26 protein-coding genes, 1 tRNA gene and 1 riboswitch are annotated in these 21,897 nt (G+C 73.3%); of the genes, 2 read left to right on the top strand and 25 right to left on the bottom strand.

Going from position 1 to position 21,897, the window contains the following annotated elements; translation table 11 throughout:
- Positions 1–6 precede the first annotated feature (6 nt).
- The 6 genes from plsX to recG are packed head-to-tail and all read right to left on the bottom strand — an operon-like array spanning position 7 to position 5,018.
- On the bottom strand, positions 7–1,077 hold the full coding sequence (gene plsX, locus RB150_03115) for a phosphate acyltransferase PlsX (protein MDQ7819531.1): 1,071 nt from the start codon (positions 1,075–1,077) through the stop codon (positions 7–9).
- 1 nt (position 1,078) lies between these two features.
- A complete protein-coding gene (gene rpmF, locus RB150_03110) occupies positions 1,079–1,333 on the bottom strand; it encodes a 50S ribosomal protein L32 (protein ID MDQ7819530.1) in 255 nt (84 codons plus the stop codon).
- Positions 1,311–1,796: a DUF177 domain-containing protein gene (locus RB150_03105; GenBank protein MDQ7819529.1), complete on the bottom strand. Its 486-nt coding sequence runs from the start codon at positions 1,794–1,796 to the stop codon at positions 1,311–1,313. Before RB150_03105 ends, rpmF begins: the two co-directional genes overlap by 23 nt.
- 53 nt (positions 1,797–1,849) lie before the next feature.
- Positions 1,850–2,368 carry a pantetheine-phosphate adenylyltransferase gene (gene coaD / locus RB150_03100; GenBank protein MDQ7819528.1) on the bottom strand — a complete coding sequence of 173 codons (519 nt, stop codon included), beginning with the start codon at positions 2,366–2,368 and terminating at the stop codon, positions 1,850–1,852.
- Complete coding sequence (gene rsmD / locus RB150_03095; GenBank protein MDQ7819527.1) at positions 2,337–2,915, bottom strand: 16S rRNA (guanine(966)-N(2))-methyltransferase RsmD; 579 nt, start codon at positions 2,913–2,915, stop codon at positions 2,337–2,339. The genes coaD and rsmD overlap by 32 nt, the downstream gene beginning before the upstream one ends.
- 3 nt (positions 2,916–2,918) lie before the next feature.
- On the bottom strand, positions 2,919–5,018 hold the full coding sequence (gene recG / locus RB150_03090; protein ID MDQ7819526.1) for an ATP-dependent DNA helicase RecG: 2,100 nt from the start codon (positions 5,016–5,018) through the stop codon (positions 2,919–2,921).
- A 118-nt stretch (positions 5,019–5,136) separates the two neighbouring features.
- Here recG and rpmB point away from each other — a divergent pair, with 118 nt between their 5' ends.
- Complete coding sequence (gene rpmB, locus RB150_03085; protein ID MDQ7819525.1) at positions 5,137–5,355, top strand: 50S ribosomal protein L28; 219 nt, start codon at positions 5,137–5,139, stop codon at positions 5,353–5,355.
- A 53-nt stretch (positions 5,356–5,408) separates the two neighbouring features.
- Here the strand turns inward: rpmB and hslO are convergent, their stop codons facing one another.
- The 5 genes from hslO to RB150_03060 all read right to left on the bottom strand — a co-directional run bounded on the left by hslO (position 5,409) and on the right by RB150_03060 (position 9,484).
- A complete protein-coding gene (hslO, locus tag RB150_03080; protein MDQ7819524.1) occupies positions 5,409–6,350 on the bottom strand; it encodes an Hsp33 family molecular chaperone HslO in 942 nt (313 codons plus the stop codon).
- A 10-nt stretch (positions 6,351–6,360) separates the two neighbouring features.
- Positions 6,361–7,098 carry a thiamine diphosphokinase gene (locus RB150_03075; protein MDQ7819523.1) on the bottom strand — a complete coding sequence of 246 codons (738 nt, stop codon included), beginning with the start codon at positions 7,096–7,098 and terminating at the stop codon, positions 6,361–6,363.
- A 13-nt stretch (positions 7,099–7,111) separates the two neighbouring features.
- A complete protein-coding gene (gene thiT, locus RB150_03070) occupies positions 7,112–7,651 on the bottom strand; it encodes an energy-coupled thiamine transporter ThiT (protein MDQ7819522.1) in 540 nt (179 codons plus the stop codon).
- Positions 7,652–7,713: 62 nt separating this feature from the next.
- Positions 7,714–7,864: riboswitch (TPP riboswitch) on the bottom strand.
- Positions 7,865–7,913: 49 nt separating this feature from the next.
- A complete protein-coding gene (locus tag RB150_03065; GenBank protein ID MDQ7819521.1) occupies positions 7,914–8,957 on the bottom strand; it encodes an AIR synthase family protein in 1,044 nt (347 codons plus the stop codon).
- Between the two features lie 11 nt (positions 8,958–8,968).
- Positions 8,969–9,484: an ECF transporter S component gene (locus RB150_03060; protein ID MDQ7819520.1), complete on the bottom strand. Its 516-nt coding sequence runs from the start codon at positions 9,482–9,484 to the stop codon at positions 8,969–8,971.
- Between the two features lie 332 nt (positions 9,485–9,816).
- On the opposite strand from RB150_03060, the gene RB150_03055 reads away from it, so the two are divergent.
- A complete protein-coding gene (locus tag RB150_03055; GenBank protein ID MDQ7819519.1) occupies positions 9,817–10,050 on the top strand; it encodes an Lrp/AsnC ligand binding domain-containing protein in 234 nt (77 codons plus the stop codon).
- Between the two features lie 34 nt (positions 10,051–10,084).
- On the opposite strand, the gene RB150_03050 is transcribed toward RB150_03055, so the two are convergent.
- The 14 genes from RB150_03050 to der form a co-directional block, all read right to left on the bottom strand.
- Positions 10,085–10,477, bottom strand: a complete 393-nt coding sequence (locus tag RB150_03050; protein MDQ7819518.1) for a secondary thiamine-phosphate synthase enzyme YjbQ — start codon at positions 10,475–10,477, stop codon at positions 10,085–10,087.
- 41 nt (positions 10,478–10,518) lie between these two features.
- Positions 10,519–11,454 carry a Gfo/Idh/MocA family oxidoreductase gene (locus tag RB150_03045; GenBank protein MDQ7819517.1) on the bottom strand — a complete coding sequence of 312 codons (936 nt, stop codon included), beginning with the start codon at positions 11,452–11,454 and terminating at the stop codon, positions 10,519–10,521.
- Positions 11,455–11,467: 13 nt separating this feature from the next.
- Positions 11,468–12,586, bottom strand: a complete 1,119-nt coding sequence (locus tag RB150_03040; GenBank protein MDQ7819516.1) for a DegT/DnrJ/EryC1/StrS family aminotransferase — start codon at positions 12,584–12,586, stop codon at positions 11,468–11,470.
- Positions 12,587–12,699: 113 nt separating this feature from the next.
- Positions 12,700–12,828, bottom strand: a complete 129-nt coding sequence (locus RB150_03035) for a hypothetical protein (GenBank protein MDQ7819515.1) — start codon at positions 12,826–12,828, stop codon at positions 12,700–12,702.
- 11 nt (positions 12,829–12,839) lie between these two features.
- Positions 12,840–13,322, bottom strand: a complete 483-nt coding sequence (locus tag RB150_03030; GenBank protein MDQ7819514.1) for an SRPBCC family protein — start codon at positions 13,320–13,322, stop codon at positions 12,840–12,842.
- 127 nt (positions 13,323–13,449) lie between these two features.
- Positions 13,450–14,319 (bottom strand): carbohydrate ABC transporter permease, encoded by an 870-nt coding sequence (locus tag RB150_03025; GenBank protein ID MDQ7819513.1) that lies wholly within the window; start codon positions 14,317–14,319, stop codon positions 13,450–13,452.
- Complete coding sequence (locus tag RB150_03020) at positions 14,316–15,254, bottom strand: sugar ABC transporter permease (protein MDQ7819512.1); 939 nt, start codon at positions 15,252–15,254, stop codon at positions 14,316–14,318. The genes RB150_03025 and RB150_03020 overlap by 4 nt, the downstream gene beginning before the upstream one ends.
- Entirely contained in the window at positions 15,241–16,278 is a 1,038-nt protein-coding gene (locus tag RB150_03015) for an ABC transporter ATP-binding protein (protein MDQ7819511.1), read from the bottom strand. The genes RB150_03020 and RB150_03015 overlap by 14 nt, the downstream gene beginning before the upstream one ends.
- Before the next feature lie 102 nt (positions 16,279–16,380).
- Positions 16,381–17,850, bottom strand: a complete 1,470-nt coding sequence (locus RB150_03010; protein ID MDQ7819510.1) for an ABC transporter substrate-binding protein — start codon at positions 17,848–17,850, stop codon at positions 16,381–16,383.
- 163 nt (positions 17,851–18,013) lie between these two features.
- Positions 18,014–19,195: an AmmeMemoRadiSam system protein B gene (gene amrB / locus RB150_03005; protein MDQ7819509.1), complete on the bottom strand. Its 1,182-nt coding sequence runs from the start codon at positions 19,193–19,195 to the stop codon at positions 18,014–18,016.
- 10 nt (positions 19,196–19,205) lie between these two features.
- Positions 19,206–19,281 (bottom strand) — tRNA-Pro (locus tag RB150_03000).
- A 46-nt stretch (positions 19,282–19,327) separates the two neighbouring features.
- Positions 19,328–19,921, bottom strand: a complete 594-nt coding sequence (locus RB150_02995) for a GGDEF domain-containing protein (GenBank protein MDQ7819508.1) — start codon at positions 19,919–19,921, stop codon at positions 19,328–19,330.
- A gap of 26 nt (positions 19,922–19,947) precedes the next feature.
- Complete coding sequence (plsY, locus tag RB150_02990; protein MDQ7819507.1) at positions 19,948–20,553, bottom strand: glycerol-3-phosphate 1-O-acyltransferase PlsY; 606 nt, start codon at positions 20,551–20,553, stop codon at positions 19,948–19,950.
- Positions 20,553–21,881, bottom strand: a complete 1,329-nt coding sequence (gene der / locus RB150_02985; protein ID MDQ7819506.1) for a ribosome biogenesis GTPase Der — start codon at positions 21,879–21,881, stop codon at positions 20,553–20,555. The genes plsY and der overlap by 1 nt, the downstream gene beginning before the upstream one ends.
- Positions 21,882–21,897: the final 16 nt, after the last annotated feature.

The following is a 21,897-nucleotide window of genomic DNA, read 5'->3' as shown; positions in this document are numbered from 1 at the left end:
AGCCTCCTACGAGTCGCGCGAGCGCGCGCCGTCCCCGCCCGGCGGCGACACCGGCGCCATCAGCTGGGGCAGCTGGGCCTGCAGGGTGTCGGTGACCCGCGACGCCACCGCCTCGGCCGCCACCCGGATGGCATTGCGGATGGCGCGGGCGTTGCTGCTGCCGTGGGCGACGATGCACACACCGGCGATGCCCAGCAGCGGCGCGCCGCCGTACTCCCGGTAGTCGATGCGCCGGTACATGCGCCGCACCCGGCCCGCCAGGGGGGCCAGGTAGGCTCGCAGGAGCGCGCCCCGCAGGCCGCGCAGCTCGGCCTTGACGATGTCGCGGATGGCCAGGGCCAGACCCTCGCCGAACTTCAGGACCACGTTGCCCACAAAACCGTCGCAGACCACCACGTGGGCCACGCCCGACAAGACGTCGCGGGATTCCACGTTGCCCACAAAGGGCAGCCCGGACGCCCGCAGCAGGGACGCCGTCCGCAGGGTGAGCTCGGATCCCTTGCTCTCCTCGGTGCCGTTGCTGAGCACGCCCACCCGCGGCTCGCCCACGCCCAGGACCTGCCGGGCGTACACGCTGCCCATCAGCGCGAACTGCACCAGGTGGTGCGGCCGGCAGTCCACATTCGCGCCCACGTCCAGGAGGACCACCGGGTGAGCGGCCAGGGTGGGCAGGACCGCGGCGAGGGCTGGCCGGTCCACCCCCGGGACCCGCCCCAGGCGCAGCAGGGCCGCCCCCATGACGGCGCCGGTGTGGCCGGCGCTGACCATCCCGTCCGCGTACCCCTCGCGCACCTGCTCTACCGCCACCACGATGGACGACCGCCGCTTGCGCCGGACCGCCAGCGCCGGGGACTCATGCATTTCCACCACTTCGGGGGCGTCCACGACGTGCACCCCGGGCGGCAGCGGCCGGTGCCGCGCCAGTTCCGCCTCCACCACCGCCTGGGGTCCCACCAGCGTGACCTCCACCCCGAGGTCGCGGCAGGCCGCCACCGCGCCGGCGACCGCGGCCGCCGGCGCATGGTCGCCCCCCATGGCGTCCACCGCGATCCGCACGGGGGATCCGGCCCCGGGCACCCTACTCCGCCTCCGCTTCCCGGACGGGGCGCACCTGCCGCCCGGCGTAGGTGCCGCACGACGGGCAGACCCGGTGCGGACGCATCGGCTGGCGGCATGTGGGGCACGGCACCAGGCTGACGGCGCGCACTGTCCAGTGCGCCCGCCGCTGCCGCCCGTGCATCCGGGACCGGCGTCGTTTCTGAATCCCCACGGCTGTTCCTCCCCTCGCGTCGCTGACCCGCCGGCGCGCGTCAGGGCGGCAGGACCACGTCATCCGCCTCCGGCGCGCACCCGCAGGTCCCCTCATTCCGATTGGCCCCGCAGCGCGGGCACAGCCCGCGACAGTCGGGGCGGCACAGCGGCACCATGGGCAACGCCAGCAGCAGGTACTGGCGCACCACATCGGTCACGTCCAGGATCATGTCCGGACCCAGGGGGAACTGGAAGTCCTCCGGCCCCAGCTCCCCGCCGGTGCGCACGGTGCCTCCGATCAGGAACTCCTCGTCCACCGTCGCCCGCAGCTCGGACCGGAAGGTCGTCAGGCACCGGCCGCACACCATCGGGGCGGTGGTGCGCACCTCTCCGCGCAAGTGCACCGTGCGCGAGGTGCGCTCCACCTCCACCTCGCCCACCACGGGCTCGTCGAACACCACGTCGTCGGCGCGGCTGTCCACCCGTTCGTGGAACGCCGCCCGCAGGACCTGCCCCCGCTCCAGCTCTGCGACGTTGACGCGCATGCCACGCCGCCCGCCTCGTGGCGGGCGGGACGAAGACTCTTTGAAGTATAGGCCTACCCGCCCGGCTCTTTCAATAAGCCCTCGCCGGCTCCGCGGCGGCCGAATCGGGCCCGCAGGCGGTCCTCCACAGCGGGGGGCACGAGCCCGCTCACGGCGCCGCCCAGCCGCGCCACCTCCCGGATGAGGGTGGAGCTGAGAAAGTAATAGGGTGGCGCCGTCATGAAGAACACGGTGTCCAGCTCCGGCGCCAGGCGCTGATTCATCGCCGCCTGCTTGAGTTCGTACTCGAAGTCCACCACCGCCCGCAGACCCTTCACCAGCACGTGGGCGCCCACGGTGCGGGCGAAGGCCACCGTCAGCCCCTCGAAGCTGTCCACCCGCACGTTGGGAAGGTGGGCGGTGGCCGCCCGCAGCATCTCCACCCGCTCGGCCACCGGGAACAGCGGAGCCTTGTCGGCACTGTGGGCCACCGCCACCACCACCTGGTCGAACACCCGTGCCGCGCGGGCAATCACGTCCAGGTGACCGTTGTGGACGGGATCAAAGCTTCCCGGATACACCGCCACCGTCATCGCCGCCACCCTCCGCCTGCCGGAAGTACCAGACCCGGGTCTCCCCGTACCGGGCCTCCCGGGTGCACCGCAGGCCGCGCACCTCGGCCGGCCGGTCCCGCCAGTGGCCTTCGGCCACCACCACGCCGCCCGGCGCCAGGATCCCCGCCTCCGCCACCGCCTGGAGCGTCGGCTGCAGCAGGCCGCGGCCGTAGGGCGGGTCCATCACCACCACCTCGAACCGTTCGCCGCGGTCGCCCAGACGGCGGACGGCCGCCACCGCGTCGGCCTGCCACACCTCCGCCCGCGACTGCCACCCTTCCTGGCGGATCCGCCGCCGCAGCCGGGCCGCCAGGCGGCGGTCACGCTCCACCAGGACCGCCCGGGACGCCCCGCGGCTCAACGCCCCCAGGCCCAGCGCACCGCTGCCGGCATACAGGTCCAGCACCCGGGCGCCGGGCAGGAGCGGGGCCAGGGCGTTGAACAGCGCGTCCCGCACCCGGGCCAGGGTCGGGCGCACGGCAGAGCGCGCGGCACCCCGGCGGGAGCGGCCGCCCGGGCCACCCACCGACTACTCCACTCCTGCGGGGGCTGCCGCACACATCCGACGTACCTGCTCGGCCAGCGCGGCGTGGGCGGGGGCCTGGAGGTCGGGATCGGCCTGCAGGATCGCCTGGGCCTCCGCGCGCGCCATTTCCAGGATGTCCTCGTCGGTGAGCAGGTCGGCCATCTTCAGATCGGGCAGCCCGTGCTGGCGGGTCCCCAGCACCTCCCCGGGCCCCCGCAGTTCCAGGTCCCGGCGGGCGATCTCGAAGCCGTCCCGCGTCTGCTCCATGATCTGCAGCCGCGCTGCCGCCGCCGGCGAGGGGGAACCGGCCAGCAGAATGCAGTAGGACGTCTCGCCGCCCCGGCCCACCCGGCCCCGCAACTGGTGCAGTTGAGCCAGCCCGAAGCGGTCGGCGTCCTCCACGACCATGATGGTGGCCCGGGGCACGTCCACCCCCACCTCGATCACCGGGGTGGCGACCAGCACCGCCACCTCGCCCCGGCGGAACCGGTCCATCACCTCCTCCTTCTCCTCCGGACGCATCCGGCCGTGCAGCACGCCCACCACCCGGTCGGTGAACACCTCCTGCTGCAGCCGGGCGGCCAGGCGCACCGCCGCCTCGGCCTGCAGGCTGTCGGACTCCTCGATCAGGGGGCAGACCACGTAGGCCTGGCGGCCGGCCCGGACCTGGTCGCGCACCCAGGCATACACCTGGGCCCGCCTGTCCGGCCCGCGCACGTAGGTGCGCACCTCCCCGCGCCCGGGCGGGAGTTCGTCGAGGATCGAGACGTCCAGGTCCCCGTAGACGGTCAGGGACAGGGTCCGCGGAATCGGGGTGGCGGTCATCACCAGGACGTCCACCGCCGGCCCCTTGCCCCGCAGCGCCGCCCGCTGGGCCACGCCGAACTTGTGCTGCTCGTCCACCACCACCAGCGCCAGGCGGGCGAAGACCACGTCCTCCTCCAGGAGGGCGTGGGTGCCCACGGCCACCTGGGCGTCTCCGCGGGCCAGCAGCTCGCGCACGGCGGCCCGCTCCCGGCCCGAGGCGGCGCCGGTGACCAGGACGACCCGCACCCCCAGGGGGTCCAGCAGCCTCCGCAGGGTCCGGAAGTGCTGCTCGGCCAGGATCTCGGTGGGAGCCATCAGCGCGCCCTGGAAACCTCCGGCGGCGCACAGCCACAGGGCCGCGGCGGCCACCACGGTCTTGCCGGACCCCACGTCCCCCTGCAGCAGCCGGTGCATCGGCACGGGCCGGCGCAGGTCGGCGGCGATCTCCTCGATGGCGCGGCGCTGGGCGGCCGTGAGGGGAAACGGGAGGGCGGCCACAAAGCGGTCCAGCAGGCCCGGGTCGGCGTAGCGCGCTTTCGCATCCGCCCCCCGCCGCGCCCGCCGCCGCAGCAACACCCCCAGCTGCAGAACCAGCAGCTCGTCAAACGCGAGACGCCGGCGCGCCGCCTCGGCGTCGGCCAGGGAGGCGGGAAAGTGCAGCGCGCGCACCGCCCAGCGGCGGTCCGGCAGTCCGAGGCGCCGGCGGATCTCCTCGGGCACCAGCTCGGGCACGTCGTCCAGATACTGAGCCAGGGCGCGGTCCACGATGGTCCGGAGGGCTCGCGGGCTCAGGCCCTCGGTGGCGGGGTGCACGGGCACGATCCGGCCGGTGTGCAGCGTGTCCTCCTCGTCGCCGGTGAGGACCTCGAAGTCGTCCACCACCATCTGGAGGCCGCCCGCCCGCTCCACGCGGCCGTAGACGATCACACGCATTCCCCGTCGGATCGTCCGCCGCAGGTGGCGCTGGCCGAACCAGATGGCCCGCAGCACCCCCGTGTCGTCGGCGAGGGCGGCCATGAACTGGTAGGTACCGCGCCGCTTCTCACTCAGCGCCAGCACCACCCCCTGGGTGGTCTGGCGCTGACCGGGGATGAGGTCGGCGATGCGCGCCAGACGGCTGCGGTCCTCGTACCGGTGGGGCCGGTGGAACAGGACGTCCTCGACCGTCCGCAGCCCCCGTCGGGCCAGCAGGGCGGCGCGGGCGGGGCCGACACCCTTGATGTATTGGGCCGGCGCATCCAGGCGGGAAGGAGACACCGCAGGTGAGGGCGGATCCGCGGCGGCAGGCGGGCGCATCGCAACCATTCGCCGCTGTGTTCTACGCCCTCCCGGGGTTTCCTTGCCCCGGGGGACGTGGTACAATCCCCCTCGGCCCGGAGGCCCGGCCTCCGGGCGCGTCCTGGTGGAGGGATCTATGGCCCGGCAGTGCGCCATCTGCGGGAAGCGACCGGCATTCGGCCACTCGGTCAGTCACTCCGAGCACCGGACCCGGCGGGTATTCGCGCCAAACCTGCAGCGGGTGCGCGTGCTGGTCGACGGCACGCCCCGCCGCCTGCGGGTCTGCACCACCTGCCTGGCCTCCGGGCGGGTCCGCCGGCCTCCCCAGGGACGGCAGAGCACCCCGCCAGCCTAGAGCGCCCTGCCGACGCCGCCCGGAGTCGTCTTCCCGGCCAGCGGAAGCTCGGTTCATTCCGCCGCCCGGCGGTCAGGCAGGTCGGCTCCGGCCCGGGGCGGGGCGCCGGGCCGGAGCCGGATCAGGTCCTCCACATCGTCCTCGTCGAACAGGTAGCGGGCTCCGCAGAAGTGGCACCGCACCTCCACGTGACCCCGCTCGGCCACAAGGTCGCGCAGGTCGTCGGGAGCGAGGCTGGCCAGAACGTGGCGCACCCGCGCCCGGGAGCACCGGCACCTGAAGCGCACCACGCCCCGCTCCACCACCCGGGCGGCCAGGTCGCCCAGGGCCACCCGCACCATCTCCTCCGGCGTGCGCCCCCGGGAGATCATGGACGTCACCGCCGGCAGGACGCGCGCCCGCTCTTCCAGGTAGGAGATCACCCGGTCGTCGGCGCCGGGCAGGACCTGGACGATCAGGCCGCCGGCGGCCACCACCCGCCCCGTGGGTGAGACCATCACCCCCAGGGCGACCACTGACGGGATCTGGTGCGAGATGACCAGGTAGGACGCCAGGTCCTCGGCGATCTCCCCGGAGACCAGCGGCACGCTGCCGTGGTAGGGCATCCGCAGGCCGAGGTCCAGGGTGACGTGCAGGGTTCCCCGCCCCACCGCTCCGCCCACGTCCAGCTTGCCGGTGGGGGTCAGGGGCAGGTGCACGTCCGGATTGCCCACGTACCCCCGCACGGCGCCCGCCCAGTCGCCCGCCGCCAGGACCCCGCCCAGGGGGCCGTCCCCCAGGATGCGCACCATCACGGTCTGGCCGGTCCGCAGGGCGACCCCCAGCAGCCCGGCGGCGGTGAGGGCGCGCCCCAGGGCGGCCGTGGCTGTGGGGGCGGTGCCGTGGCGGCGGCGGGCGGTTTCCACGGTGGCGGTGGTGACCGCCGCCATGGCGCGCACGCTGCCGTCGTCGGTCACCGAGCGGATCCAGTAGTCGGTCTGCCGCGCGGCGGCCATCGTGCCCTCATTATACACGGGAGCCCGCAGACGCCCTCCCGGCATCCGCCGGCCGGCGCCGGTGCGTGACGACCACCAGCAGCCGTCCCCGCCGCACCGTCACCGCGGCCGGGGGCCGCACCACCACGTTGCTGACTCCCCGCGTGGACCCGGCAGACAGGCGGCCGCCCCGCAATCCGTACCGCAGGCCGCGGGTGGTGATTCCCGACGCGGGGCCGAACAGCGGGAGCAGCGACACGAGGTCGCCGGCCCGCCCGGGGATCGGGGTGGCGCCCCGGGCCAGGAACACCTCCGTCCGCTCCCGCACCAGTCGGGCGCGACAGCGGCGGCGGGCGGCCACCAGGAGCAGGCCCACGTTGGCCAGCGCGTGATCCACCCGGCCGTCCAGCGCGCCGAGGATGTCCACTCGCCGCGCCCCCGCCGCCAGGGCATGCGCCAGGGCCAGCTCGGTGTCGGTGGCGTCCTTGTCCCGCGGATACCGCACCAGACGCGCTCCCCGGCGGCGGGCCCAGGCCAGGGCCCCGGAGGACGCCGAGTCGAAGTCTCCGATCACGAGGTGGGGCACGCGGCCCCGCGCGCGCGCCGCGTCCACCCCCCCATCGGCGCAGATGACCAGATCTGCGCGGTCGACCAGGGAGGGCCACCAGGCCGGGCCGTCCGGCCCGCCGGCCACCACCACCGCATACGCGGGACGGCGGGCGCGGGAACGCGGCGCGCGTTCGACGGGGTCTCCGGCACGTCGCCGCACGACCGGGGGCGCCTCAGGCTGCCGCCTGCGGGGACAGCCGGGACAGGCGCTCCCAGACCAGCAGGGTGAGCAGGATGGCCACGGCGAAGTCCGGCCCCAGGTAGGTGGCGTTGTACCCCAGCGAGTACAGCCACACCGGCTGCCCCTGCGGAGCGTACTGGGCGAAGAAGACGACCCCCGAGACCACGTGGGACGCGTAGCGCGCCAGGGCGCCCAGCGTCACCCCGAAGGCGGGGTAGCGGGGGAAGAACCCGGCCAGGGCCAGCACGCCGAACGCCAGCGGGTAGTCCAGGATCACCTGCACGGGATGGTAGAAGAACCGCCCGCCGCTGATGATCCACCCCTCCAGCAGCCCGTAGACGGCACCGGTCACGGCACCCACCACCGGGCCACGCCGCAGCGAGATGAGGAACAGGGGCACCATCGTCCCCAGAGTGATCGATCCCCCCTGGGGCATCTCCCACAGCTTCACCAGGTGCAGAACCGCAGCCAGGGCGACGGCGATTCCCATCTCCGCCACCAGCCGGGGCGACCACGTGCGACTCCCTGTCATGACCTCTCCCTCCCCGCCGGGGGAGCCCGGAAAACGATAACCGCCAGCCGAACCAGGCTGGCGGCCCGTTCTCCCTGTGTCCCCACGCCAGTATTACCTGGATCGGGTCCGACGGGTCAACGCCGGGGCCGGTCCCGCACCGTCGTCGGCCGGCGCGGACCCGGCAGGGCGTACTCTCAGCCCGGTTACCCCCGAGCTCCCCCAAGACTATGTGGTTCCGCAGTCCATGCTAGACGGCCCGGCCGTCCGGCGCAAGGGCGGCTCAGGCCCCCGCAGGAGGTTCAAAGACCCTGTAGATCTCATCGCGCTCGGGAGGCACCAGGGGCCGGGCGCGGCCGCCGCGCACCACCACCCGATCACCGTCGGTGATGACCCCCACCTCGGCGGCGGGGATGCCCTCCTCGGCCAGGGCGCGGAGCATCCCGCGGGGGTCGGAGGTGCAGATGAGCATCGCCCCGCTGCCGATCAGCGCCAGGGGGTCGAGATCCAGGGCGTGGCAGATGGCCTGGGTCTCCGGCAGGACCGGCACGTCATCCGCCCGCAGGACGATCCCCCGCCCGCTGGCCTCGGCCAGCTCCCACGCGCCCGCCAGCACTCCGCCTTCGGTCACGTCGTGCAGGGCGGAGGCTCCGGCGCGCGCGGCGATGAGGCCCTCGGGCACCACACTGATGCGCTCGATGAACGCTCGGGCCCGGGCCAGACCCTCCTCGCCCAGGACCGGGCGCAGGCGCTCGGCCAGGTCCGCGGCGAGGATGGCGGTCCCCTCGATGGCGGCGCCTTTGGTCAGGATGACCGCGTCGTGCGGCCGGGCCCCTGCTGCCAGCACCGCCCCGCGTGGGGCCCGGCCGAGTGCGGTGACCACGGCCAGGGTGCGGTCGATGCCGGGTGTCACCTCGGTGTGGCCCCCGACGATCTCCACCCCGAGAGTCGCCGCCGTCCGGCCGGCCTCGGCGACGATGGCCTCCAGATCCTCGGGCGTGGTCCCCTCGCGCAGGAGCAGGGTCAGCAGCAGGGCCACCGGCTCGGCTCCGGTGGTGGCGAGGTCGTTGCAGGCCACGTGCACCGCCAGCCGGCCCAGGTGATGGGAGGCGGCGGTGATGGGATCGCAGGTCACCACGCAGGCCGCCTCGCCGAGATCCACCGCGGCGCAGTCGCGGCCGATGCCGGCCCGCACCAGAACCTCGGGCCGGCGGGCGCCCAGGTGGGCGAAGACCACCCGTTGCAGCAGGTCGGGAGGGATCTTGCCCGGCCGCAGCGGGGCGGCGCCCGACTCCCGCCGGGCGTCGTCCGGAGGTGGAGGTGCCATCCCGAGGGGTCTCAGGGCGTGGAGGTGACCAGCCGGCGCAGGGCCACCGACACCGGCAGGGCCGCCACCAGACCGCCGACCACCTGGAAGACGTTGCCCGGGACCTCCGCGGCGGCGGCAGCGGAGCCCAGGCCCATCACATACGCCTCCGTCACGAAATACCCCGCGACCATCAGCGTCCCGCCCGCCACCACGGCGGCCGCGGCGCCGGCCAGGTCGGCGGCGGACGCCAGCCGGCCCGCCAGACGCCGGGCCAGCCAGCCCACCACCAGGCCTTCCAGGCCCTTGATGACCAGCGTGAAGGGGGCGAAGCGGACGTAGCCTCCGATCACGTCGGCCAGCGCCGAGCCCACCCCGCCGGCCAGCGCCCCCGCCAGCGGTCCGAACAGCAGGGCCGACACGTACACCATGGAGTCTCCCAGGTTGATGTAGCCCTGCGTGGCGGGCACGGGGATGCGGACGGCCAGCGTCGCGGCCGCCACCAGGGCAATGAGCAGCGCCCCACGCGCAATCTGGCGGGTGGACATCTTTTTCCCCTCCCTGGTATGGCGCCCAAATCAAAAGGACGCCCCGAACGCGGGCGTCCTGGGGGCACTCAGGCGCCGGATCCCGCAGCCTTCACCTCATACGGACTGTACCGTCGGCCCCGGAATTTCACCGGGCCACGGCGCGGCCGGAGCCGCGCCTCACGGGCTGTCACCGCCGATCGGGAATTCCCCGCCGCCGGCCAGGCCGACCGCGGAGTCACCCTGCCCCGTAAGGCTGCGGGACTTCGGTGCTTCCGCGCCCATGCTACTCCCCCGCGGCCGGGGTGTCAACGGCGCAGGAGAGGTCCCCGCGCCGTCCGAACACAGTGGCCGTGGCCGAAGTCGCCTTCCTGCTCATCGCCCTGGACCGCAGCACCCCCGCGGCGGTGGCCCGCCAGGTCCGCACCGTCCCCGGCGTGGTGGAGGCCCACGTCACCATGGGAGAGTTCGACGTGATCGCGGTGGCCGAACAGGAGGAGACCCGGGGGTTCCCTGCGGTGGCCGCGGCGGTCCAGCGGATCGAGGGCGTGCGCCGGGTGGTGACCTGCGTGGTGGTCCATCCGTAGGGGCCATGTCCCTGCCCGACGCCCCGGCGCCCGATCACCCCACCACGGCAACCCGCACCTGCCGCTGCCGAGGCCCGTCCAGTTCCACGAACAGGATGCGCTGCCAGCGCCCCAGCTGCAGCCCGCCGTCCACCGGCACACACACGCAGTGGCCCAGCAGGAGGGCCCGCAGGTGTGCGTCGGCGTTGTCGTCGATGCGGTTGTGGGCGTACTCGGCTGCGGCGGGCACCATCCGCTCCAGCCATCGCTCCAGGTCGGCCAGCAGGTGCGGTTCGGCCTCGTTCACGCAGACGGCCGCGGTGGTGTGCGGGCAGACCACCACGGCCAGACCCGACGCCCCGGCGCCGCACGCCGCGGCCACGGCCTCGGTGATGTCGATGACCTCCACCCGGCGGCGGGATCGGACGGAAACGGTGTGCCAGGTCACGGATGTGGGCGACGCGGGCCGGCAGGCCGGGACCGCCCGGCCTACACCCGGACGGGGGCGGTCACGGTGGTCATCTGGGCCAGCAGCGCCAGCGCCACCTCCAGGGCCTGCCGGCCGTCTTCGCCGGTGACCAGAGGCTGCTCCCGGCCCGCCACGCACGCCACAAAGTGCGCCAGCTCCGCGCGCAGCGGCTCCTCCCCGTGCAGCTCCTCGTGCTCCTCCACCTCGCCGGTGAACCGGTGCACGGACAGGCGCTGCCGCAGGTAGTCCAGGCGCACCACCCGGTCGGGGGTGACCACCTCGATCTCGGACGCCTTGTGGGCCGAGACCCGGCTGGCCATCAACCACACCCGGCAGCCTGAGGCCAGGGTCAGGTGGGCCACCGCCAGGTCTTCGTGGCTGTTGTGCACCCGCACGGCCAGGCCGCCCAGCTGCACGGGGCGGCTGCCGGCCAGCGCCAGGGCGATGTCGATGTCGTGAATCATCAGGTCCATGACCACGCCCACGTCCATGGTCCGGGACCGATCGTAGGGGCGGACCCGCCGGGCCTGGATGAACAGCGGCTCCCGCGCCAGGTCGGCCAGGCGGCGGACCGCGGGCTTGAAGCGTTCCACGTGGCCCACGGCCAGAAGGCGCCCCGTGCGCCGGGCCAGATCCACCAGCGCGGTGGCCTCCGGGAGGGTGCCGGTCATGGGCTTCTCGACGAGGACGTGGGCGCCCGACTCCAGAAACGCCCGCGCCACCTCGTAGTGGAGGTGGGTGGGCACCACCACGCTGACGGCGTCCACCCGGCCCAGGACGTCGCGATAGTCGGTGTAGCCGGCCGTGCGGTAGCGCTGGGCCACGGCGCGCATCTCCCCAGCGTTCACGTCCACCACGGCCGCCAGCTCCGCCTCGGGCAGCCCGGCGTAGATGCGGGCGTGGTGGCGTCCCCACTGGCCCAGCCCCACCACGGCCACCCGAATCCGACGGCTCACGCCCGGTCCCTCCTCACGGCCGCACCCCGGTCACCACCGCGATGACCCGCTCCACATCGTCGGGCTCCAGTGCCGGGTGCACCGGCAGCGACAGCACCTCGCCCGTCAGCCGCTCGGCCGCGGGGAACTCCCCGCCCAGTCCCAGCCGCCGGTAGGCCGGCGAGTGGGGGATCAGCGACGGGTAGTAGACCCGGCAGGCAATCTGGGCCGCCCGCAGGGCGTCCATCAGGCGCGGGCGGTCGCGCGGCACGCGCACCGTGTAGGTGTTATACGCGGGCACGACCTCCGGCGGCTCCGGGGGAGGCACCACCCATTCCAGGGACGCAAACGCGGCCGTGTAGCGGCGGGCGTGCTCCCGGCGGCGCGCGTTCCACGCGTCCAGGTGCTGCAGCTGCCCGATGCCCAGCGCGGCGGCGATGTCGGTCATGCGGAAGTTGTGCCCGACTTCCTCGTAGACGTAGTCGTGTCCGGGCCGCTGGCCCACGTTGACCAGCAGCCGCGCCCGGGCGGCCACCCGGGGGTCGTCGGTCACCACCATCCCGCCCTCGCCGGTGGTCATGTTCTTGCTGGGGTAGAAACTGAAGATCGCCGCGGCCCCAAAGGTTCCCACCGGGCGTCCCCGGTAGCGGGCCCCGTGGGCCTGGGCGCAGTCCTCCACCAGCAGGGCGCCATGGCGGGCGGCGACCTCCACCAGGGCGTCCATCTCGCAGGGCATCCCGTACAGGTGCACGCACAGGATGGCCCGGGCCCGGTGGCGTCGCACCGCCTCCTCCACGGCCTGAGGGTCCAGGTTGCCCGTGCAAGCGTCCACGTCCGCGAACACGGGCCGGGCGCCCGCGTGCAGGACGGCGTTGCTGGTGGCGGCAAAGGTGAAGGGGGTGGTGACCACCACGTCCCCCGGGCCGATGCCGCACGCCTGCAGCGCCACCTGCAGGGCCGCCGTGCCCGAGGAGGTGGCCACCGCCTCCCGGACCCCCAGGTAGCGGGCGAAGGCCTGCTCGAATTCGGCCACCTGGCGTCCGGCCACCAGCTGACCCGACTCCAGCACCTCCAGGACCCGACGGCGATCCTCCTCGGAGATCAGCGGGCGGGCCAGCGGGATGGTCCGGGCGCGCGTCGATGATGGCTGCATCGTATCTCCTATAGTGTCCGCCGTGAGTCCGTCGGCTTCTCCCCCGGACATTCTGCCCGCCCGCGGGCACGCAAAGGCCTTAGGGAGGGCCGCTCCCTAAGGCCTGGGCGCCGCTACCGGACGACGACCTGCCGGCCGGTGACCAGCAGCCAGATGAGGAAGATGATCAGCAGGACGACGATCACGTCCTGCCCGCGCTCGTCGCGCAGGCGAGCGCGGACAGCCGCGGCCAGTCGGTCCATCCCAGCGCGCATCATCCACCTCCCGGGGAGCGTGATGTGGGCGCCCCGCGGGCGCCTCCTTCCAGGCGGAGCCGGAGGGCCTCCAGCATGCTCTCCACGTTTTTCCGCACCAGCACCCGCAGCAGAGTGGACAGCAGCGGGCCGGCCAGGGGGAGGTCCAGTTCGAAGTCCACCGTCAGCGTGGTCTGCGTGCCCTCGGGCACGGCCGCGAACGTCCACACGCCCTCATAGCGCGTGAAATCCCCTTCCCGCTGGCGGAAGGTGCACCGGTGGGCGTCGTCATCCCAGGTATCCTCTTCCACCCACCGCACCCGCCGGCCCTGAACCGTCCCCACCCATTCGGTCACCGTCCGGGGCCCGTCCCGCTCCAGGACCCGCACCGACTGCAGGTCGGGCATGAAGGACGGGAACGCCTCCACGTCCTGGGCCTGGCGGTACACGTCGGGCAGGGGAGCCCGGATCACCGTCGTGGCCGTCACCTGCGCCACCGCCATCACCCCGCGCGCTCCGACGTACTATACCCGCGGCGGCCGCCGCTGTCAAACCCCGCACGCTGCCGTCCCGCCGGGCCATCCCGCCGCGTGCCGGGGCGTCCGGGCGGGCGGGCGGCCGCCCCGCGGGTTATCCCTTGAGGGCGCCGGCGGTCAGGCCGGCGATGAAGCGGTCGATGAACAGGTTGTAGATCACCGCCAGGGGCACGCTGGTGATCAGGCAGGCCGCCATCAGCGATCCCCAGTAGAAGACGTCGCCCCGCACCAGGGCCACGGGCACGCCCAGGCTGACGGTCATGCGGCCCACGGAACTGATGAAGGTCAGCGCGTAGACGAAGTCCTGCATCACCAGGGTGAAGGCGAAGATGATCACCGTCAGGATGCCCGACACCGCCAGGGGGAGAACCACCCGCCGGATCACGCCCGCCCGGCTGTAGCCGTCCACCATCCCCTGCTCCTCGATGTCCCGCGGCACCGACCGGAAGAACCCCATCATCAGCCAGGTACAGAAGGGGATGGTGAAGGTGGGATACACCAGGACCAGGGCCCACAGGGAGTTCTGCAGCCCCAGCACCGCGATCACCCGGCTGAAGGGGATGAACAGCAGGGTGGGCGGGATCAGGTAGGTGAGGAAGATGGCAATCCCCAGCCGCTCCCCCCACCGCCCCGACAGCCGGGCCAGGCTGTAGCCGGCCGGCACGGCGGTCACCAGGGTGATGGCCACCACCAGGCCCCCCACCAGGGCCGTGTTCTTGACCCAGATCAGGTACGGCGTCTGGGCGAGCAGCAGCCGGATGTGGTCCAGGGTCGGGCGCTCGTTGAAGATCCAGGGGATGTGGGAGAGGTCGGTGGCGCCCACGTAGAGGTCGCGGTTGGTCTTGAACGCCGTCAGGAGCATCCAGTAGAAGGGGAAAACGGCAAACACCGTGAAGGCCAGCGCCGCCCCGTACAGGGCCACCCGCTGGACCACCCGCAGCACGCGCCGGCGACGCGCCCTCATCCTCCCACCTCCGCCCGGCGGGCCACCCGCAGCATCGCCGCCGCCACCACCACCAGCACCGGCAGCAGGAACAGCGCCACGGCCGCCCCCTGTCCCAGGCTGGCGCCCAGGATTCCCCGCTGGAAGGCCAGGGTGGACAGGACGTGGGTGCTGTTGTAGGGACCTCCCCGGGTCAGCAGCCACACCACGCCCAGATCGGTGGAGGTGAACACCACACCGAACAGGACCGACACGGTCACGATGGGCAGCAGCAACGGCAGCTGGACCTGGACCAGGCGCCGGAAGAACCCGGCCCCGTCGATGACGGCCGCCTCCCGGACATCCTGGGGGATGGCGCTCATCCCGGCCAGCACCACCACGGTGGCGAAGGGGAACATGCGCCAGACGTGCACCGTGATGATGGCGATCATGGCCAGGGTGGGATCCCCGAACCAGTACAGCCAGCCGCGGAGCAGCCCGGCCACCTTCAGGGTCCAGTTGATGACGCTGAAGGTGGAGTCGAAGATCCACGTCCAGGCCATAGCCGCCAGGGAGACGGGGGCCGCCCAGGGCAGCAGGAGCAGAAAGCGCACCACCCGGCGGCCCACAAATGCCGCCTCCAGCACGTGGGCGGCGGTCACCGCCAGGACGATCACCAGGGCCTGGGAGACCAGGGTGAACACCACGGTGTTGCGCAGGGCCAGCTGGAACTGGCTGTCCCGGACCAGCTGGGAGAAGTTGCGCAGCCCCACCCAGGTGAAGGTCAGGCTGCCCGCCGTGGCCGAGGTGAAGCTCAGCAGCACGGCCAGGATCAGGGGCGCGCCCACCAGGAGGACCACGTACACCAGGGCCGGCGCCAGCATCAGCCGGGCCAGCAGGTCCTCCCGGTCTCCCGCCGTCCGGCGGCGGACGGCCACCGCCGCCGGGGGCACCGCGGCCTCCCTACGCAGGGCCATGGCGACGCAGCCCGGTGCGGGCGTCGAAGTACCGCAGGGCGGCGCGGCGGACGGCGAACTCGTAGACCTCCCCCTCGGCGATGGGGGTCGTCACCGTCACCGGCAGGTCGGCGATCACCGGCTGGTCCGACCGGGCGCGCTCCTCCAGCGTCCCGTACACCAGGCGGCTGGCGCCCAGATGCTCCACCTCCCGCACCCGCAGGCGCAGGGAGAGCACGTCCTCGTCGGGACCGAAGACCGCCCGCGGCTGGAACGATTCGGGGCGGAAGCCCAACAGCGTGTCGGTGCCCCACTCGACCAGGTTCATGGGCGGCGACCCCAGGAAGGTGGCCACGAAGGTGTCGGCCGGGTTGTCGTAGACCTCCCGGGGGGTCCCCACCTGGCGGACTTTGCCACGGTCCATGACCGCGATGCGGTCGCCCAGCCCCATGGCTTCCACCTGGTCGTGGGTCACATAGATGGTGGTGGTCCCGATCTGGCGCTGGAACTGCTTGAGCTCGAAGCGGGCGACGGCCCGCAGCTTGGCGTCCAGGTTACTGAGCGGTTCGTCGAACAGAAAGACCCGGGGGGAACGCACCACCGCCCGGGCCAGGGCCACCCGCTGGCGCTCCCCGCCCGAGAGCTGCCGCGGCCGGCGGCCCAGCAGGTGGCCGATGCCGAACATGCCGGCGGCCTTGCGCACCGCGTCGCCGATGGCCGCGGGCGGGTGGCCCAGGGCTTCCAGGGGGAAGGCGATGTTGCCGTAGGCGGTCTTGTGGGGGTACAGGGCGTAGCTCTGGAACACCATGGCCACCCCCCGGGCCCGGGGGGGGACATCGGCGTCCACCCGCTCGCCGGCGATGTAGATCTCCCCCGCGGTGGGCTGCTCCAGCCCCGCGATCATCCGCATCAGGGTGGTCTTCCCGCATCCCGAGGGCCCCAGCAGGACCAGCAGTTCCCCTTCCCGGACGGCCAGGTCCACACCGTCCACGGCGCGGACCTCGCCGAAGTGCTTGTGCAGGTTGCGCGTCTCCACGTAGCCCATCATCGTTCCTCCCCGGAGGGACGGGGGCGGGGGAACGCGGGAGTGCGCCCCGACCGGGCGCTCCCGCATCCCCCCGCCGCCCGCGGACGAGCCTGTCACTCCCTACCGGTCTCCGCTGCCTCCTCCCACCAGGCCCAGCCGGCGCCACTTGGCGAAGATGTCCTTCACCCGGCGGTGGGTCTCCTCCACCGCCTGCTTGGGCGTCATCTGTCCGGTCGCGGCCTTGGCGAACATGTCCGGGATGAGGTAGGTGTCGAAGATCTCCCCGATCGCCGGGTTGGCCGGCCCCGGGTGTCCGGGGTTGGTGGACCACTGCTCGGCGTCGGCCAGGACCGCCAGCTTGTTGCGCGGGGTGCTGCCAAACGGGTCGTTGAGGACCGCGGCGCGCACCCACTTGCGCCCCTCGTCGGGCTTCTGGGCCACCGGCACGCTGCGGGCCGCCACCGAGCCCATGAAGGACGGGAAGTTGTACAGCTTGCTGTTGAGCACCGCCTCCCGGTAGTTGTCCACCAGGTCCAGCAGGAACGCCTTGGCGTTGTCGGGGTTGCGGGCAAACCGCCAGATGACCCACACCCCCATGACGTGCTCGCTGGCCCACCGGGCCCGGGGGCCCCGCAGGGCGGGCACGAAGTGGATGTCGTCCGCCACCGGCAGCCGGTTGTCCTGGGCGGTGCGGTAGGCCGAGATGGAGTTGAGGATGTAGGCGGTCTGCCGGGCGTTGAGCGCCTGGTTGTTGCTGGCGGCGTTCCAGCTGAGCACCGCCGGGTTCATCACCTCCCGGAACAGCCGCACCCCGAACTCCACCGCCCGCACCGTCTCCTCGGAGTTGAGGACCACGTTCTCGTTGGCGTCCTGCTCCGAGGCCCCGAACGACCACAGGATGGCGTGGGTGGCCATGTTGGAGTCGATGTCCTGGGAGAACCCGATGCCGATGGGGATCTGGATTTCCGGAAACCGCCGCTTGATCTCCCGCCCGGCGGTGATCAGGTCGTCCCACGTGGACGGTCCGTTGGGAAACCCCACCGCGGTCCACACGCTCTTGAGGTAGTCGCCCGGATCGGGCACCCAGTTGTCCGAGAAGCCGAAGTACTTGCGGGTGTTGGCGTTGTAGACGCTCTTGCGCACCAGGGGCACCATGGGCCCGTAGCGGCGCTCGGCTTCCTGGTTGAGGTCGGTGAGGTCCAGGACCTGCTGCTCGAATGCCGACGGCGGGGACAGGAAGAAGAACAGGTCGTGGCCCTGCTGGGCGGCCACCTCGGCGTTCGCCCGGGGGACGATGTCCGCAAAGGAGACGTGGTCCACCGTCACCCGGATGCCCTTGCTCTGTCCCCACCGCTGGGCCCAGGGGTCGAACCACTCGTCGAACGCCGGGACGAAGTGGCTCCAGGTCAGGATCCGCAGCTCCCGCTGCTGGGCCCGGACGATGGTGGTCAGCAGGGATCCGAATCCGCTGGCAGCCAGTCCCGCCCCCGCGGCCCCCGCCGCGGTGAGCTTGAGGAACTCCCGGCGGGACATCCGCCGCCACCGGTTGTCGGCGACGCGGACCCACCGGTCCTGCCGGTCCTCTGCCATGCCTGCCACCTCCTGCCGTCGCGGCCGTTCCGTGTCGGCCGTAGCCTTATGAATGTTGGCGGCCCCGGACCCCACCTCCTCCTCGTCGCGCTGCGGGAGGGCCGCCACCAACGGGTCGGCCAGGGTCGTGTCGCCCGGCACGCGGCCCCCGGCGATGCCGGATTTAGATCAGGGCGATGCTGGCGAAGGTCACCAGGCCGCCGGCAGGGTCGGGGGCCTGCCCGTACCCCAGGACCCGTCCGCGGCAGGGAGACAGCAGGCGCAGGGCGAGGTAGACCGGCCAGACCGCATCCACCCGGCGGGGGTTCCCGTCGCGGGAGACCTCCGCCCAGAAGGCGTCGGCGTCTCCGGCGCAGATGGCCCCCAGCACCACGCGGTCTGCGGCTGCGGTCCGGACGGCCAGGGCGTGGTCCGCGGGCTCGGGATCCCCGAAGCGGGGGCCCACGTGGCTGAAGTCCACGCTGGCGAGGATCGCCAGGTCCCGGGCCCGCATCGCCTCGCGGACGGCGCCGACAAAACCCTCCACCGCGTCCAGCGCGCGGGGGGAGGAGACGTCCGTCCCCAGGGCGCACAGGACCGGCACGATGGCGGGCGGATCCGGGAACAGGTGCTGCAGGAACACCACCTGGAACTCGATGGAGTGCTCCGCCCGGTGGGCAAACTCGCCGGCGCAGAGGTCCCCCAGACGGTCTTCCAGCAGGTCGGCCAGGTCCCGGTCCACCGGCACCGTCCCGAGGGGCGTCTGGAAGGCCTTGCGGGTCAGGATGAATGGAGACGTCCCCCCGCCGTGGGCCACCCCCAGGATCAGCACCCGCCGGGGGGAAGCGGCGGCCAGGGCCCGGTGTGCCCGCCCGTAGCACCACCCGCCGCGGCTGAAGTCGATGTGGGGGGCGATGACACCCCGGGCCACCACATGCGCCAGCTCATCCGCGCGCACCGCGGCCAGGTAGCCGTCCAGCTCCGCCCGCAGGGCCTGCGGGTCGGCCGGATACGATCGGCCGGCAAAGTGCGCCGGGCGCACCGCCGATGCCCGGAACCGGGCTTCCAGGTCCTGGCGGCGGCGGCGGAAGCCTTCGGAGTCCAGCAGGCCCAGCCGGTCCAGCTCCTCCACCACCCGGACCACCTCGTCGGACAGCAGGAGCTCGCCGCCGGTGTGGCGGGCGAACGCCGCCTGCACGTCCACCACATCGGCACGCCCGTCCAGCAGGGAGGCGATGAGAAAGGCCCGGGGCGGCAGGAAGACCGGCTCGTCGAGGACGCCGTCGAGGTCCCGCAGGCAGATCAGAGGGCGGCCGTGGATGCGGACGGGATACGCCTCAGCCGGACGCAGCCGCGGCAACGGCATAACCACGCGCTGGTCGGGCCGGCCGGACTTGAACCGGCGACCTCTTCCACCCCAAGGAAGCGCGCTACCATCTGCGCCACGGCCCGACAGGATTGATTATAGCCGGGTCGGCCGGGCCGGGGAATGGGCGGATCAGGACGGAGGAAGGTGGGTGGGCGCCAGCGATCCGGAGGGCAGCCGGGCCGCCCGCAGGGCACCTTCCAGGGCCCGCTCGGCCTTCTCCCACGCCTCCGGTTCCTCGGGAGTCCAGGTGGCCATCCCCACCCGGCACGTCAACCACCGGTCCGGGCCGCCCCGGGGGCGATGCCGGAACGACCGGTCGATGCGGGCCAGGACGATGCGGGCGTCCTCTTCCCACGTTTCCGGCAGGACGACAGCGAACCGGCCGGCGGCCACCCGGCCGATGTAGTCGCTGCCGCGCAGGTTCTCCCGCAGCCACCGGGCCGCCGCCACCTCGGCGTCGGCGGGCAGCGGGCGGGCCGGGCCATCCTCGTCCCGCAGCGCCACCAGGGCCACCGAGAAGGGGACCCCGGTGCGCTCCGCGCGGAGGAGTTCGGCCTGGTACACCTCCCGCATGAAGTCCGCCGTGTAGGCGCCGGTGAGGGGGTCGCGCAGCGCGCGGTCGGACGTGCGCCGGAGCAGAATCCGGCGCAGCACGAACACGGCCACCAGCAGCAACAGAGCCGCCAGGGCCAGCAGTTGCACCCGCAGGTCGGGAATCGTCATCTCGCTCACATCCTCACCTATGCCCCTCACGCGCGCCCGCCAGTCGGCGGCCGGCCGGTCAGGGTCAGTTCGGTTCCCGCCCGCAGGCGCGCGAGGTTGGACCGGTGGCGCCACAGAGCCAGGACTGCCAGGAGGACCCCCGCGGCCAGGTGGGCGGGCGGCTCGCGGCGGGCCAGCAGGGTGACCGACGCCGCGGCCAGGGCCAGCAGGGAACCGGCAGACGCGTAGCGGGTGGCGGCCACCACCGCCGCCCACACCCCCGCGGCCACCGCCGCCGCCACGGGCGAAAGGGCCAGAAGGACCCCCACAGAGGTCGCCACGCCTTTGCCCCCGCCCAGGCGCAGGAAGATCGACCAGTCGTGGCCGACCACCGCGGCCACGCCCGCCGCCGCCTGCACCGGTGCCGGCTGTCCGGCCGCGCGGGCCGCCAGGACGACCAGCGCCCCCTTGGCCACGTCCGCGGCCAGAACCAGGGCGCCGGCCGCCGGGCCGGCCACCCGCAGGACGTTCACGGTTCCGATGTTGCCGCTGCCGGATCGGCGGACGTCGGCCCCCGTCAGCGCCCGCACCACCAGGAGGCCGGTGGGGACTGCCCCCACCACATACCCCAGCAGCACCACCGCCGCCCCGATCATCGGCGCGCCGTCGCCCGCTCCCGGGCCCGGAACACCAGGCGCAGGGGCGTACCCCGGAAGTCAAACGCCGCCCTCAGCCGGGCGTCCAGGTACCGGCGGTAGTCCTCGGTCACCAGGTCGGGGTCGTTGACGAACAGGACGATGGTGGGCGGGCGGACGGCGGGCTGCGTCGCATAGTAGATCTTCAGCTGGCGCCCGGCGCCGTCGGCGGGAGGCGGATGGGCCTCTTCGGCCTCCATGAGCACCCGGTTGAGGGGCCCCGTGGGCACCCTGCGGGCGTGGGCATCCGCCGCCTCCCCCACCCGCTCCACCAGCGCAGCGATCCCCCACCGGCGCACCGCCGAGGTCACCACCACGGGCGCGTAGGACACAAACCGCATCGCGGCCCGCACCGGCGCCAGGATCGCCTCCCGGGGCTCGGGAGACGGGCTGACCAGGTCCCACTTGGTCACCGCCAGAACCAGCGCCCGGCCGCGCTCCACGGTCAGCCGGGCGATCTCCTGGTCCTGGTCGGCCGGGGGCTGGGTGGCGTCCAGGACCAGGACGACAACGTGAGCCCGGTCCACCGCGGCCAGGGTGCGCGTCACGCTGTAGCGCTCCACCACATCGCTGACCCGGGCCCGCCGCCGCAGCCCGGCGGTATCGATGAGCACGACCCGGCGATCTCCCCACCGGAACACGGTGTCCACGGCGTCCCGCGTGGTGCCGGGAGCGGCGTCCACGATGACCCGGTCCTCCCCCAGGATCGCGTTGACCAGGGAGGACTTGCCCACATTCGGACGGCCGACCACCGCCACCGGGATGGCCGGACCCGCCTCCTCCGGCTCGCCCGCCGGCAGCATCTCCGCCACCCGGTCCAGCAGGTCGGAGATCCCCAGGCCGTGCAGGGCGGACACCGGCACGGGGTCTCCCACCCCCAGTTCGTACATCTCGTAGATCCCGGGATGGCCCGGCCGGTCGGCCTTGTTGGCGACCAGCAGCACGGGCCGGCGGCTCTCCCGCAGGCGCTGGGCGATCTCCCGGTCCTCGGGGAGGACGCCGGAGCGGACGTCCACCACCAACAGGACCAGATCGGCCTCCTCCAGCGCCCGGGCGACCTGGCGCTGAACCTGCTCCTGAAGGGGCTCGGTGGGGTGGGAGATGAGGCCCCCGGTGTCGACCACCTCAAACTCCCGGCCGCGCCAGACAACCCGGCCGTACAGGCGGTCCCGGGTGATGCCGGGGATGTCTTCGACGATGGCCGCCCGCCGGCCCACCAGGCGGTTGAAGAGGGCCGACTTGCCCACATTGGGGCGGCCGACGATCACCACGACCGGCACGGGCATGCGGGATCCGGAGGAC

Source organism: Armatimonadota bacterium (assembly GCA_031081675.1).
Taxonomy (GTDB): Bacteria; Sysuimicrobiota; Sysuimicrobiia; order Sysuimicrobiales; family Kaftiobacteriaceae; genus Calidihabitans; species Calidihabitans tengchongensis.
This window is presented reverse-complemented; position numbering and strand designations above follow the sequence as displayed.